Annotated in this window: 12 protein-coding genes; 10 read left to right on the forward strand and 2 right to left on the reverse strand. The window is 35.1% G+C overall.

Annotated elements, in window-relative coordinates; all coding sequences use genetic code 11:
* Window positions 1-76 precede the first annotated feature (76 nt).
* Window positions 77-4987, forward strand: a complete 4911-nt coding sequence (locus tag ACIGAM_RS04115) for a DNA repair ATPase (RefSeq protein WP_396510198.1) — start codon at window positions 77-79, stop codon at window positions 4985-4987.
* Between the two features lie 258 nt (window positions 4988-5245).
* Window positions 5246-5731: a GyrI-like domain-containing protein gene (locus ACIGAM_RS04120; protein WP_396510199.1), complete on the forward strand. Its 486-nt coding sequence runs from the start codon at window positions 5246-5248 to the stop codon at window positions 5729-5731.
* Window positions 5732-5791: 60 nt separating this feature from the next.
* Here ACIGAM_RS04120 and rlmH read toward each other — a convergent pair whose 3' ends face one another.
* On the reverse strand, window positions 5792-6265 hold the full coding sequence (rlmH, locus tag ACIGAM_RS04125; RefSeq protein WP_396510200.1) for a 23S rRNA (pseudouridine(1915)-N(3))-methyltransferase RlmH: 474 nt from the start codon (window positions 6263-6265) through the stop codon (window positions 5792-5794).
* 125 nt (window positions 6266-6390) lie between these two features.
* On the opposite strand from rlmH, the gene nadC reads away from it, so the two are divergent.
* The 4 genes from nadC to priA all read left to right on the forward strand — a co-directional run bounded on the left by nadC (window position 6391) and on the right by priA (window position 11229).
* On the forward strand, window positions 6391-7248 hold the full coding sequence (nadC, locus tag ACIGAM_RS04130) for a carboxylating nicotinate-nucleotide diphosphorylase (RefSeq protein WP_396510201.1): 858 nt from the start codon (window positions 6391-6393) through the stop codon (window positions 7246-7248).
* Window positions 7249-8187: a YihY/virulence factor BrkB family protein gene (locus tag ACIGAM_RS04135; RefSeq protein WP_396510202.1), complete on the forward strand. Its 939-nt coding sequence runs from the start codon at window positions 7249-7251 to the stop codon at window positions 8185-8187.
* 88 nt (window positions 8188-8275) lie between these two features.
* A complete protein-coding gene (locus ACIGAM_RS04140) occupies window positions 8276-8704 on the forward strand; it encodes a DUF2147 domain-containing protein (protein ID WP_396510203.1) in 429 nt (142 codons plus the stop codon).
* Window positions 8705-8772: 68 nt separating this feature from the next.
* Complete coding sequence (gene priA, locus ACIGAM_RS04145; RefSeq protein WP_396510204.1) at window positions 8773-11229, forward strand: primosomal protein N'; 2457 nt, start codon at window positions 8773-8775, stop codon at window positions 11227-11229.
* Between the two features lie 53 nt (window positions 11230-11282).
* On the opposite strand, the gene ACIGAM_RS04150 is transcribed toward priA, so the two are convergent.
* A complete protein-coding gene (locus tag ACIGAM_RS04150; RefSeq protein WP_396510205.1) occupies window positions 11283-11984 on the reverse strand; it encodes a LytR/AlgR family response regulator transcription factor in 702 nt (233 codons plus the stop codon).
* A gap of 214 nt (window positions 11985-12198) precedes the next feature.
* On the opposite strand from ACIGAM_RS04150, the gene rpsF reads away from it, so the two are divergent.
* The 4 genes from rpsF (at window position 12199) to ACIGAM_RS04170 (ending at window position 13845) form a co-directional block, all read left to right on the forward strand.
* Window positions 12199-12537, forward strand: a complete 339-nt coding sequence (gene rpsF / locus ACIGAM_RS04155; RefSeq protein WP_028375810.1) for a 30S ribosomal protein S6 — start codon at window positions 12199-12201, stop codon at window positions 12535-12537.
* Window positions 12538-12539: 2 nt separating this feature from the next.
* Window positions 12540-12839 carry a 30S ribosomal protein S18 gene (rpsR, locus tag ACIGAM_RS04160; RefSeq protein WP_028375809.1) on the forward strand — a complete coding sequence of 100 codons (300 nt, stop codon included), beginning with the start codon at window positions 12540-12542 and terminating at the stop codon, window positions 12837-12839.
* A 12-nt stretch (window positions 12840-12851) separates the two neighbouring features.
* Entirely contained in the window at window positions 12852-13301 is a 450-nt protein-coding gene (gene rplI / locus ACIGAM_RS04165) for a 50S ribosomal protein L9 (RefSeq protein ID WP_396510206.1), read from the forward strand.
* 67 nt (window positions 13302-13368) lie between these two features.
* Window positions 13369-13845 (forward strand): DUF6495 family protein, encoded by a 477-nt coding sequence (locus ACIGAM_RS04170; protein ID WP_396510207.1) that lies wholly within the window; start codon window positions 13369-13371, stop codon window positions 13843-13845.
* The last annotated feature ends 19 nt before the right edge of the window (window positions 13846-13864 follow it).

Below are 13864 nucleotides of genomic sequence, written 5' to 3' on the forward strand. Positions count from 1 at the left end.
AGAGAGATGCAAGTCTAAGCTTGTCGAAGACCTATTTAGTTAGTTACTATAATTACTTAAAAAAGTAAGATTTAAAATGGCAGAAACGTCAAAATCAATAAATAACCCTATAGAAACTCCCACTCAGGACTCCCTTGATGGAGGCACCTATGCGATCATACGTGGGCGTTTGCAAAAGCATAAGCAGGAGCTTCAGGATAAATTAGGAAAACTAAATGAAGATCGTAAGACGGTTTTTGGATCTTTAGAGACTAAACTTATTGCTAATGACCGTATCAATACAGAAAATAACTGTATTGCGCGAGATATCGTTTCACTGGGAGAAACCTGTATTTTTGGTTATAATGTTCATTTTGGACTGCGCACAGAAATTGTACTTTCAGATGTGTTTAGTATGTATCGCTTTACTAAAAATCGATTTGAAGCAATTTCTCTTGATTTATTGGAAGATAATACCTTCAAAACCGATTTTTCCAATCTTTATAAATACTACCGCAATACCATTTTTTCACGTTTTGCCATCATAGGAAACTACCTGCATATGGTGTTTCAGCTGAGCGAAAGTGTGACTGATATCAAAACCTTTAAGTGGTTAATAAAAGAAAATAGACTTGAGTATATAGATAACCGTAGCGACCACGAGTATCGTTTCCCGGCGCAGCATGAGTTTAAATGGTTAGAAGTTACCCGCGATATGCACCGTTATGGTGTACACTCGCATGTTTCGATTTTAGATCGTGTTTTTGTAGAGACTATAGGGGGTGATTTAACTATTAAAATTGAAGACAACACCGAAGATGGTAAAGGTATTTTATCTGAACCTGTAGCACATTTAGACCAGACGCTTGATGATGGTCAATATCGTTTTGCCGATTTAGGAAACTTAATTGCGATTGAAATAAAACCCTTTCAGGAACCGCCCAGATACTTTGTATACAATCATAAAATAAAAGAAGTTCATAAGATTGAAAGCATAGGTAAAGCAGCTGTTTTACTGCCAGACGATCAGGGAATAATTTTCCCGAATGGCTATTATTTGCAAACCGGTGAATATCATGTTTTTGATGACGGAATCATTGATTTAAAATTTCAACAGAAAATTGCTTCGCCTAATGGGGAGGATTTTATGTATGTGTTTTATGAGCCTAAAAAAGGCTTGTACAAATTGATGTCCTATAACATCATTAGTCAGGAAATTATTACGCCTATTGTTTGTAGTGGTTTTACGGTTTTAGAAGATGGCGAACTCTGTTATTTTAATTCCGAAGAAAATCAAACTAAACATCATACGGTACAAATCTGGCAAACACCTTATCTACAGGGCGATTATATGCCTTCTCAGTATACAGATTCTATACTCTATAAAATAGGTAACAAAGACATCGTTAAGGCGATGGCAGAGTCACAAGCCTTAATTACGCTGCTAAATAAAGAAGATAATTATGATGGTCTTTATGCAGATATAGCAAAGTCTGCTAAAGATATTAAGGATGCTTATTATTGGCTTACCGATGAACAAACGCAACGTTTAGATCTTCCGCTTGCGGAAATAAATAAAGCCGCAAATGCCGCTATCGACGAATTTGAAAAGGTTACTCAACTGCGTCAAAATGCAAAGAAGCAAACCAAAGAAATACGGGAAGACGCAGAGCAGGTTTTTAGTAAAATAAAAAGCACCTCATTTAAGTCTATTAATGAATTTGTAGAGCTGTTGACGCAGTTGCGTGCTTTACGCGGAAAAGTTATTAGTCTTTATGAAGTACGTTATGTTGATGCAGCTTTTCTGAAAAAGTTAGAAGAAGATATTGCAGCACAATCTCAAAAAATTTCTGAGCGTTGTGTTCAGTTCTTGTTAGATCCTAAAGCGTTACAACCCTATCACGATAAAGTATTTGAGAAAAAAACAGCGTTAGATGAAATTAAAAAGGTTATCAATGCTAAAAAGCTTGAAGAGGAAGTAAATCAGATTGCGGCAGATTTAGAGTTATTGATTGATATTGTAACCAATCTTGAGATAGAAGATACCTCACACGCAACACAGATTGTCGATGCTATTTCGTTGATTTTCGCAACTATAAATCAGCTTAAAGCTGCACTCAAGAACAAGAAAAAAAGTTTAGGAAGTGCAGAAGCACAGGCAGATTTTGCCGCTCAACTTAAATTGATTGATCAAAGTATCATTAACTACCTGGATATTGCGGCTACGCCGGAAAAATGCGACGAGTTTCAAAATAAGATTTCAATTCAACTTGAGGAATTAGAAGGTAAATTTGCAGATTTTGAAGAATTTATCACCTTAATCTTGGAGAAACGGGAAGAGGTTTATGCTGCTTTTGAAGCCCGAAAAAATGCGTTGGTCGAAAAACGAAATAAGAAAGCATTATCACTTAAAAATGCTTCAGAACGTATATTAAAAGGTGTTGAAAAGCGAGCTCAAAGTCTGGGTTCTGTAGATGAAATTAACGGGTATTTTGCTGCAGATTTGATGATAAATAAGGTGCGCGACATTATCAAGCAGCTTAATGATTTAGATGATAGTGGTAAGGCAGAAGAGTTAGAAACGGCTTTAAAAGTTGCACGTGAAGATGCGCTACGCAAACTCAAAGATAAACTTGATCTGTATGAAGATGGTGAGAACATCATACGTTTAGGAAAACATAAATTTGGGGTAAACCGTCAGGCACTTGATTTAACTATTGTTTTAAAAGATGGCGTTCTTGCATACCACCTCACCGGTACAGATTTTTATCAGGAGCTTAATCACCCGGTGTTGTTGAATTCCCGCCAGATTTGGGATCAGGAATATGTTTCAGAAAATGCGGTTGTATATAGATCTGAATACTTAGCCTATTCAATTTTTGAAACTACAACTGCGCATCTTCTACAACAGGCTTCAGATGAAGAACTCTTAAAAATTGTACAGGAAGCAAGTAGCAATAAGTACAGCGAAGGCTACGTGAAAGGAGTTCACGATGTTGATGCCGCTAAGATTTTGCGTGTACTTATACAAAAGCATAGTGATTTAGGTTTGTTGATCTATCCGCCACAAATACGCGCAAATGCGCAGTATTTTTGGAATTATCTCGAGGAAGGGGAGAAGAGCAAGCTTAATACCCAAATAAAGGCTTCAGGTGAAGTGCTTCAGTATTTTCCTGATAATCCTGATTATGAGTTTGTGGTAAACATATTAATTGCTAAACTGAGAGTTTTCGCAGAGGAGACCGTTTTATTTCCTAAAGAACATAGCGCAACTATTGCAGCATACCTTTTTAAAGAATTGCAAAGTGACGATTCGTTTATAAATACCGCTTTAGCGGTTTCAATAAAAGATGACTTTATAATTCATTTAAAAGAACAGCAGGCAGATCTTAAGTTTAAAAATAGTTACGAGTCGCAGATAGATTATGCCTCTAAAATAAGGCTTGTTAGACAGTGGATTTCGGCGTTTATTAAAAGTAGTCGTGTTTCTAAAGTAAATGAGCAGCTGCAGCAATTGCAGTATGCAGATGAGGTTGTTTGTTTAATTCTATTTGAGGATGATTCGGTTTCTAAGGTTAATGCAATTTCACCTAATGAAGTAATAACAAATTTAAGTGGCGATCACAAAACGTTATCTAATGGTACGTTCAATTTTAACTATCACGAGTTTGTGACGACTTTATCTGCGTTTGTAACTCAAGATGTACCCGCTTTTGAGGCTTTTCGCCAGGCGAAACATGAAGTCACACAAACCCTGAAAGAAGACCTCAAACTTGAAGAGTTTAAACCGAAAGTTTTGACTTCGTTTGTACGTAATAAATTAATAGATCAGGTATACTTCCCTCTTTTTGGAGACAATCTTGCAAAGCAATTGGGAACTGTGGGAGACACCACACGTACAGATCGTATGGGAATGTTACTGTTAATCTCGCCGCCGGGCTACGGTAAAACCACGCTGATGGAATATATCGCCAATCGCCTGGGACTGGTTTTTATGAAAATTAACGGCCCGGCGATAGGGCACGAGGTTACTTCGGTAGACCCGGCAGCAGCAACTAATTCGGCTTCACGTGAAGAGTTAAAAAAGCTTAATCTGGCTTTTGAAATGGGTAATAATGTTATGCTGTATCTTGATGATATACAGCATTGCAATACTGAGTTTTTACAGAAATTTATTTCGCTCTCTGACGGAACCCGAAAAATTGAAGGTGTTTATAAAGAAAAACCTAAAACCTACGATCTTCGCGGAAAGAAATTCTGTGTGATAATGGCTGGTAACCCTTATACCGAAAGCGGTGCAAAATTCCAGATTCCAGATATGCTCTCAAACCGGGCTGACATTTACAACCTGGGAGATATAATAGGTGATACCGCAGATTTATTTAAATTGAGTTTGATAGAAAATTCTCTTACTGCAAATCCTATTTTACAGCAATTAAGTAGTAAGAATTTTGGGGATGTTTATACGCTTCTAGAACGTTTAGAATCAGGAAATCAAGAATTACAGTTAAAAGGTAATCACAGTAACCGCGAGATAGAAGAATATCAATCTGTTCTAGAAAAAGTTCTAAAAATTAGAAATACGGTACTTGCAGTAAATACAGCATATATAAAATCTGCTGCGATGCAAGATGCCTATCGTACAGAGCCCTCCTTTAAATTACAAGGATCTTACAGAGATATGAATAAGCTCGTCGCTAAGGTACTGCCTATTATGAACGATAAAGAGCTGCAAACGCTATTACTATCGCATTATGAAAGTGAAGCGCAAACGCTCACCGGATCTGCAGAAGCAAACTTGTTGAAATACAAAGAATTGATTGATTTGATTTCAAATGAAGAACAAGCCCGATGGGCATCTATCAAAGAAACCTTTGTAAAAAACAACAAGCTCAAAGGTTTTGGTAATGCAAATGAGATGGCTCAGGTTTTAGCCCAAATGATGCAGTTCTCAGATAATTTAGAAGGCATTAAACAAGTGCTGGAAAACGGAATTAAGAAGATGTAATAATTAGTGTTTTTTCTTTTTTAATTTTTTGTACTTCTTTTTAATAGTATTCTTATTTCTGTCAGCAAATGTTACAGCGTAATAGCCAATTTGCATAGCAGTTGTGAATAGGAAGAAGCGACTAATTAATTTTCTAGGTTTCATAATTTGTGTTTTAGAATTCTAATTATAGGAGTTTAATACAGAATATAGGGTTAAAGAACTCCTATAATTTAGGTCTAACTTAAGTTTTGTATTTTCAGAAGTCAAAAAAGAATTATGAGTCCAAAAATACTAGAAATTAAACCCCGCAAGCTAGTGGGTAAATGTCTCACAACTACACTTTCATTTGACGACACCGCAGCTTTGTGGAAAAGCTTTATGTCGCGTCATAAAGAAATTAAAAAACGAATAGGCTCGAGTTTTTATTCAATGCAGGTGTATCCTTTTGGCTTTAATCCGGAAGAATTTACGAGAGAAACTAAATTTGAACGCTGGGCAGCAGTTGAAGTAGAATCGTTTGATGAAGTCCCAGAAGAAATGCAAACTAAAACTATTGCCGGTGGCTTATACGCTGTATTTACACACGTGGGACCGGTTAAGAAATTTGTAGAGACCTCTAACTATATCTACGGAAGTTGGTTACCGCAATCGAAATATAAACTAGATGATCGCGCACACTTTGAACTGCTTGGAGAAAACTACTATGGTCCAGAACATCCTGATTCTGAAGAAGAAATTTGGTTGCCGGTTCAGTTGAAATAAAGAAGAAAATAGAAAGTAAAAAAAGAAAGAATTAAAATTAAGATTTGAATCTTTTTACATCTAGCGGTGATGATAAGGTTCATTTCTTAAAATAGTGAAAGCTCTGTACACTTGTTCGGTCATAAAAAGCCGAATCATTTGATGTGAAAAGGTCATTTTTGAAAGTGAAACTTTACCGCGTGCTTTAGCATAGACTTCTGCAGAAAATCCATAAGGACCGCCAATGACAAATACCAGAGTTTTGATGCCGCTGTTCATTTTTTTCTGAAGATAATCTGCATACTTCTCACTACTAAACTCTTTTCCATTTTCATCTAAAAGAATCAATTCGTCCTGAGGATTCAGTTTTGCCAGAATTAATTCACCTTCTTTATCTTTCTGTTGTTCTTCAGATAGGTTTTTTGTTTTCTTTAGATCAGGAATAATCTCCAATTCAAAATTTACATAATGCTTTAATCGTTTAGTATAAATCGCAATAAGTGCGTCTAGATGAGCATCATCGGTTTTGCCTATGCAAAGAAGTTTAATATTCATAATTCAAAAATAATATTTTTCATAATTGAGGACACAATAAATCATGAGCTACTTTAGAATAATTGCAAATGGGAATTGTAAATTGGCAGGTTGTTTTTCTAACTTAGCACAAACCGATAAAATTTATGATTTCACAAGCTAAACTCAATAAAGAGATAGATTTGATTATTGAAAATGCTATACGCGAAGATGTAGGCCCCGGTGATTATAGTTCGTTATCCTGTATCCCCAGTGACGCAACCGGAAAGGCAAAACTTCTGGTTAAAGAAGCGGGTATTATAGCCGGTGTGTCGTTTGCCTGCAATGTTTTTAATTATGTAAATCCTTCATTAGAAGTTGAGATCCTTATTAAAGACGGTGCAGTAGTTAAAGTAGGAGACATCGTTTTTTATGTAAGTGGAAATTCTCAAAGTATTTTAAAAGCGGAGCGTCTTGTTCTAAATGCAATGCAGCGTATGAGTGCTATCGCAACAAAAACTAAGCACTATACAAACTTACTTGAGGGGACAAAAACAAAAATTCTAGATACGCGTAAAACCACTCCTGGATTTAGAGCCTTAGAAAAAATAGCTGTAAAAATAGGAGGAGGAGAAAATCATCGCTTTGCATTATACGATATGGTGATGTTAAAAGATAATCATATAGATTTTGCCGGCGGAATAACTTTAGCTATCCAAAAAACACAAAAGTTCTTAGCCGAAAACAATCTTGATCTCAAGATAATTGTAGAGGCACGAGATCTTTCTGAAGTTGAAGAAATTTTAGCGGCGGGTGGCGTTTATCGTATATTACTTGATAACTTTAATTATGAAAATACACGTAAAGCTGTAGAAATTATAGGAGATCAATGTTTAACCGAATCTTCTGGCGGAATTAATGAAGAAACACTTGTCGAATATGCGAAGTGCGGAGTAGATTATATTTCTAGTGGAGCTTTAACGCATTCTGTTTATAATTTGGACTTGAGTCTTAAAGCGGTATAAATGGATAAAGAGTTTAATGAGAAACTATTAACCATAAAATTCTTGTTGCCGGTAGTAAAATGGGCAAAAGGCGTGATTTTACCCGGTTTTGAAGGGTTATCCCTCCACGATTTTTGGGAAATGTATGCAGTAGGTATTCTTAAGGGAACTTTTGCTACACGGGCAAGCGCAATTGCATTTAGCTTTTTTATGGCGCTATTTCCATTTTTTCTATTTATTCTAAACCTTATTCCCTATGTGCCCATAGATGGTTTTCAAACTGAGTTTTTAGCTTTTATAAATAATATTCTTCCTCCTCAAACACAGGATTTCTTTGATCCTATTCTATTAGATATTGCTGCAAACCCTCGAGGTGGTTTACTTTCAGTAACATTAATATTTGCTATATTTTTGATGGCAAATGGTGTGAATGCCATATTTACCGGCTTTGAATACAGTTTTCATAGTATAACTAATCGACCCATCGTACGTCAATATTTTATCGCATTAGGTGTTTCTTTAATGTTGGCACTGTTGTTGCTTTCTACTGTTGTAGCTGTTTTATACTTTCAATATATTATTATTGATCTGAAGAGCAGAGATATCGTTGATGAAAATACACTAAAGCTTATTTCTCAATTAGGTAGTTTTATAGCGTTATTGATTTTGATATATGGTGTGGTAGCAACGCTTTATTATTTTGGAACTAAAGAAGGAAAAAATGCTCGGTTTTTCTCAATAGGTGCAACACTTACAACAATACTGTTTGTGGTAACCACGTATTTTTTTGGTATTTATATTAATAATTTTGCTACTTACAATCAACTTTATGGTTCTATAGGAGCCCTTTTAATAATGATGGTATATATCTGGTTAAACTCAAATTTGTTATTGTTGGGTTTTGAATTAAATGCAACAATGTATAGACTAAAGCGAAGTCACGAACTAAGAAAAAATTAGAAAAAACAATATTAGTTTTGTTAATAATATTGAATATTAATGTAGATTTAACGAATAACTTAATTAAATAACCCCTTAAATTAGAATTATGAAAAATGTATACGCGTTTTTAATTGTAGCACTTATTTGTTCAGCAGGAGTTTTTGCTCAGGATGTAACCGGAAAATGGAAAACTATTGATGATGAGACTGGAGATGCAAAATCTATAGTCGAGATTTATAAAAAAGATGGCAAAGTCTATGGTAAAATTGTTGAAATTTTGAATAAAGACCGTCAGGATGCTAAATGTGTTGATTGTCCCGGTTCAGATAAAGGTAAGCCCGTAAACGGTCTAGTCATTATAAAAGGATTAGAAAAAGATGGGGATGAGTATGCAGATGGTAAAATACTTGATCCTCAAAGCGGTAAATTATATAAATGTTTAATTGAATTAGAAGGTGCAAATAAACTAAAAGTTAGAGGCTATGTAGGCTTTTCTTTATTAGGAAGAACACAATACTGGAGTCGCGTAAACTAAAAGTTTTCCTTTGTATAATCTAAGGCTGTTTCTAAAACTAGAGACAGCCTTTTTTTTATCTTTACCCTGTGTATTTTGTAGATGTAATCTTACCTATTCCTGTTGAAAACGCATTCACTTACCGTATAAGTGAAGCCGAATATTCCTTTATAAAACCAGGGATGCGTCTTGCTGTACCCTTTGGTAAAAGCAAGATTTATACCTCAATGGCTATCGCAGTTCATCAAAATGAACCTCGTATATATGAGGCTAAAGAGATTGAGCAGATTTTAGATGAAACACCTATTGTTCATCCTGAGCAACTCACATTCTGGAAATGGATGTCAGAATATTATATGTGTACGCTAGGGGAGGTGATGCGTGCAGCATTACCCGGGGCTTTTTTATTAGAAAGTGAGACTATTATAAAGCGACTGGTTAAAAATGACAGTACTCCACATTTAGATGCTTTAGATGAGGATGGGGAGATGATTCTACAGGCCTTTGAGAACAAATCTGTTTTACGCATTAGCGAGGTGATGCAATTATTAGGTAAAAAGAAAGTTTTGCCTAGTATAAAAAGCTTAATAGATCTTGATCTGGTTATGTTAGATCAGGAAATCTATGAAAGTTACAAACCTAAGTTGATTACGTATGTACGATTATCTAAGGAGTTTGAACAAGAAGAAAAGATGCATCAGGCACTAGATGATTTAGATAATGCTCCAAAACAACGTGAATTATTACTTACCTACTTTTCGCTGCAGGCACGATCTAAGAAACCTATCAAATCTAAAGAACTACAAGAAGCGAGCAGCGCTAGTGGAGCTCAGTTAAAAGCTCTTGTGACTAAGGGTATTTTTGAAACTTACAAAATTCAAAAAGATCGTATTGTCTATTCTGGGAACGATGACTCACATATTAAAGAGTTAAATAGTCAACAAGAGCGGGCATTAAATGAGATTAATGAATCTTATAAAAATCATGAAGTTTGCTTATTGCATGGGGTAACGGCTTCGGGTAAGACAGAAGTTTATGTTAACCTAATTAAATCATATCTCGATGCTGGCAAACAAGTGCTTTACTTATTACCAGAAATTGCCCTAACCACACAACTAGTAGCACGCTTACAGGAGTATTTTGGTAAGCAACTTTCTGTGTATCATTCTAAATACTCAGTTCACGAGCGTGTAGAAGTTTGGAATAACGTTCTGAATAAAGAATCAAAAGCACAACTTATTTTAGGAGCACGTAGTGCTCTTTTTCTTCCATTTAACAATTTAGGTCTTGTTGTGGTAGATGAAGAGCATGAGAGTAGCTACAAACAATACGATCCTGCGCCACGATATCAGGCACGAGATGCGGGTATCGTTTTAGCAAGTTTACAAAAGGCTAAAATTTTACTAGGGTCGGCAACACCTTCATTAGAAACATTCTATAATGCCAGTAGCGGTAAATATGGTTTAGTTACAATGAAACAGCGTTACGGAAATATTTTATTGCCAGAAAATACAATTATAGACATTCAGGATCGGCAACGTAAGAAACGTATGACAGGTCATTTTAGTGATGATTTGTTGCGTGCAATTACAGACGCTTTAGCTCTTGGAGAACAGGTCATTTTATTTCAAAATAGAAGAGGATATTCACCTATACTTGAATGTAAAACCTGTGGTCACGCACCACAATGTCCTAATTGTGATGTGAGTTTAACTTATCACAAGCACCGAGAGCAATTACGTTGTCATTATTGCGGTTACCATATTGCAATGCTTAAAAAATGTATGGCGTGCGGCAGTGTAGAATTAGATACGAAAGGCTTTGGTACAGAACAAATAGAAACAGAATTAAAAGAACTTTACCCAGAGCATACTATAGGGCGAATGGATTCTGATACGACACGTGGCAAATTTGGTTTTGAAAAGATAATTACGGCATTTGAGCAAGGCGAACTAGATATTTTGGTAGGAACACAGATGCTTACTAAAGGCCTTGATTTTAGAAATGTGACTCTTGTAGGCATATTAAATGCAGATAATATGCTGAATATTCCAGACTTTAGAGCCCACGAACGTAGCTTTCAATTGATACAGCAGGTATCAGGTAGGGCAGGGCGTACAGAAAAAAGGGGAACCGTTTTAATACAAAGCTATAATCCGCATCATCAGATATTGCAGCAGGTTTCTATGAATGACTATGATGCCATGTATCACGAGCAGCTAGAAGAGCGCCATCAATATAAATATCCCCCATTTTGCAGATTAATTAAAATAACTTTGAAACATCGGGATTTTCAGAAAATTGAAGAATCTTCACAGTGGATGGGTCAAGCATTAAAAAATATTTTTAAAGAAGAGATATTGGGGCCTGAGCCTCCGCCGGTTTCCCGTATACGTAATGAATACTATAGAAATATTCTTATCAAAATTCCGCGTAAGCAAAGTCTTGCAAAGACTAAAAAAGCGATATTAAGAGTGCGAACAAGTTTTTTGAGCGTTTCGCAGTTTAGGAGTGTTAAGGTCGTAATTAATGTAGATAACTATTAGGTATAAAAAATCCCGATTGTTAAATCGGGATTTTAATATATATGTGTTTTATGTTATTTTGATAAAGCTTCCATAAGTTTTGTCTTCTTATGTCTACTTAATGGTATTTTATCTCCTTCAATTTCTATGTTACGACTATTGTATTTCTCTACCTTATCAAGATTAATAATATAAGATTTATGAATTCTCATAAAACGCTCTGAAGGTAATTGCTCTTCAAAAGCTTTCATTGTAGAAAGCACAATAATAGGTTCGTTGTAAGTAACTAGCTTCACATAGTCTCCCAAAGCCTCGATAAACTTAAGGTCATTAAGAAATACTTTCTTCTTTTTAAGGTTACTTTTTACAAAAATATAATCATCATCTTCAACACTACCTTCCGTTTTGAGGCGGTGTAGATTAATAGCTTTATGTACAGCATTTAAGAAGCGATCTTTAGTAAGAGGTTTACGTAAATAGTCTATTGCATTGTAATTAAATGCTTTATAAGCATATTTAGTTTTACCTGTCACAAAAATAATTTGCGGCTTATGAACTAAGTCATCAAGCAAATCAAACCCTGTAAGAATGGGCATTTCTATATCTAGAAAAATAAGGTCAACCTTAGTTTCTAACAGCCCGTTTTTAGTTTCGATAGCGTTATTATATTGTGCCGCCAAACGCAGGTTAGGATGATCTTTGATCATCTTAACAATGGCAAGACGCTGTAAGCTTGAGTCATCTACTACAGCACAGTCTAGTATGAGTTCTTCCAAAATATTTAATGAGATAACATTAGTTCAACAAATCTTACTGCAATATAAGTATTTACCAATTACTTTGTGTATTTCATCGATATTTTTTTTTGATATCTTAATCACTTGAAATTAATTGCTATAAATTCATTTTAAAATTATGTGTATTGAAGGTTTGTTAAGTGGATAAATAACATTACTTTTGCACTCATTTTTATATAAATAAACATTTTTTATGAATCATTACGAAACTGTTTTCATCTTGAATCCCGTTTTATCTGATGACCAGGTAAAGGAAACAGTAAAGAAATTTGAAGATTTTCTTGTTTCTAACGGTGCCAAGATGATATCCAAAGAAGATTGGGGGCTAAAAAAATTAGCTTACGCGATCCAAAACAAAAAAAGTGGTTTCTACCATCTTTTTGAATTCACGGTACCTGGAGAGGTTATCAAGAGTTTTGAACTAGAGTTTAGACGTGACGAGCGTGTTATGCGTTTCCTAACTGTAAGCTTAGACAAGCACGCAATCGAGTGGGCTGAAAAGCGTAGAAAACGTAACAAAGAAAAAGCATAGTTATGGCATCATCTATAGAGCAACAAGCAAAAGCTAAGAAAGATGGGGAAATTAGATATTTAACTCCGTTAAATATTGAAACCTCTAAGACAAAAAAATACTGTCGTTTTAAGCGTTCTGGTATTAAATATATTGATTACAAAGATGCAGATTGGTTAGCTTCTTTTGTAAATGAGCAAGGTAAATTGTTACCACGTCGCCTTACAGGAACTTCTTTGAAGTACCAGCGTAAAGTAAGTGTAGCAGTTAAGAGAGCAAGACATCTTGCGCTTATGCCATATGTAACTGATTTATACAAATAAAAACTAGATAAGATGGAAGTTATTTTAAAGAAAGACGTCGAAAATCTAGGATTTGTTGATGATCTTTTAACTGTGAAAAACGGTTACGGAAGAAATTTTCTTATCCCACAAGGTCACGCTATTTTAGCAACTCCTTCTGCTAAGAAGGTTCTAGCTGAAAATTTAAAGCAACGTGCTTATAAAGATAAGAAGATCGTAGATGCTGCTAAGACTCAAGCTGAGAAGTTAAATGGTTTAGATATTAAACTTACGGCTAAAGCAGGTGAAGCAGACAAGTTATTCGGTTCTATTACAGATGCAGATCTTGCAGCTGCTCTAGCTAAAAATGGCGTAGAGATAGACAGAAAATATATTACAATTGCTGGTGGTAACATTAAACGTTTAGGTCAATATGAAGCTAGTCTTCGTTTTCACCGTGAGGTTGTTGCTACTCTTACATTTGATGTTATAGCAGAAGCTTAAGACAATCAAGTTATAAATTAAAGCTTCCGCTAACCGCGGGAGCTTTTTTATTTTAAAAAATGAGGTAATGAAGTATATCAGACTTTCAAAAGAGCAATTAGAAGAGATGCATAAAGAGTTTATAAACTTTTTAGCTGCACAATCTATAACTGCAGAGGAGTGGGAATCTATTAAAAAAGATAAGCCTGAAGTAGCAGAGCAAGAGCTCGATGTTTTTAGCGATTTAGTTTGGGAAGGCGTGCTAAGTAAGGTAAAATTCCTTGAGCATTTCTCTCCTCAGCATATGTTTTTATTTAACGTAGGAGATCTAAAAATTAGTATGATCTCTATTGAGGTAGAAAATAAGGAAATAGATATTACTACACCTGCCGGATATAAATGGCTACAAAATAACTTTATGAAAGATGAAGTTAACTTGTATACGTCTAGTAAGCTCTTATCTGAAGATCGTAACAATGATATTTTCGTTTTAATACGACAGGGAGCTTCAATAACTCAAGGAGATTTATTTGCCTGGTTTGAGAAATTTGTAGAAGTAGAATAGAAATTAATTTTTATAAGAA

Origin of the sequence: Leeuwenhoekiella sp. NPDC079379, assembly GCF_044542075.1 — a bacterium.
Classification (GTDB): Bacteria; Bacteroidota; Bacteroidia; order Flavobacteriales; family Flavobacteriaceae; genus Leeuwenhoekiella.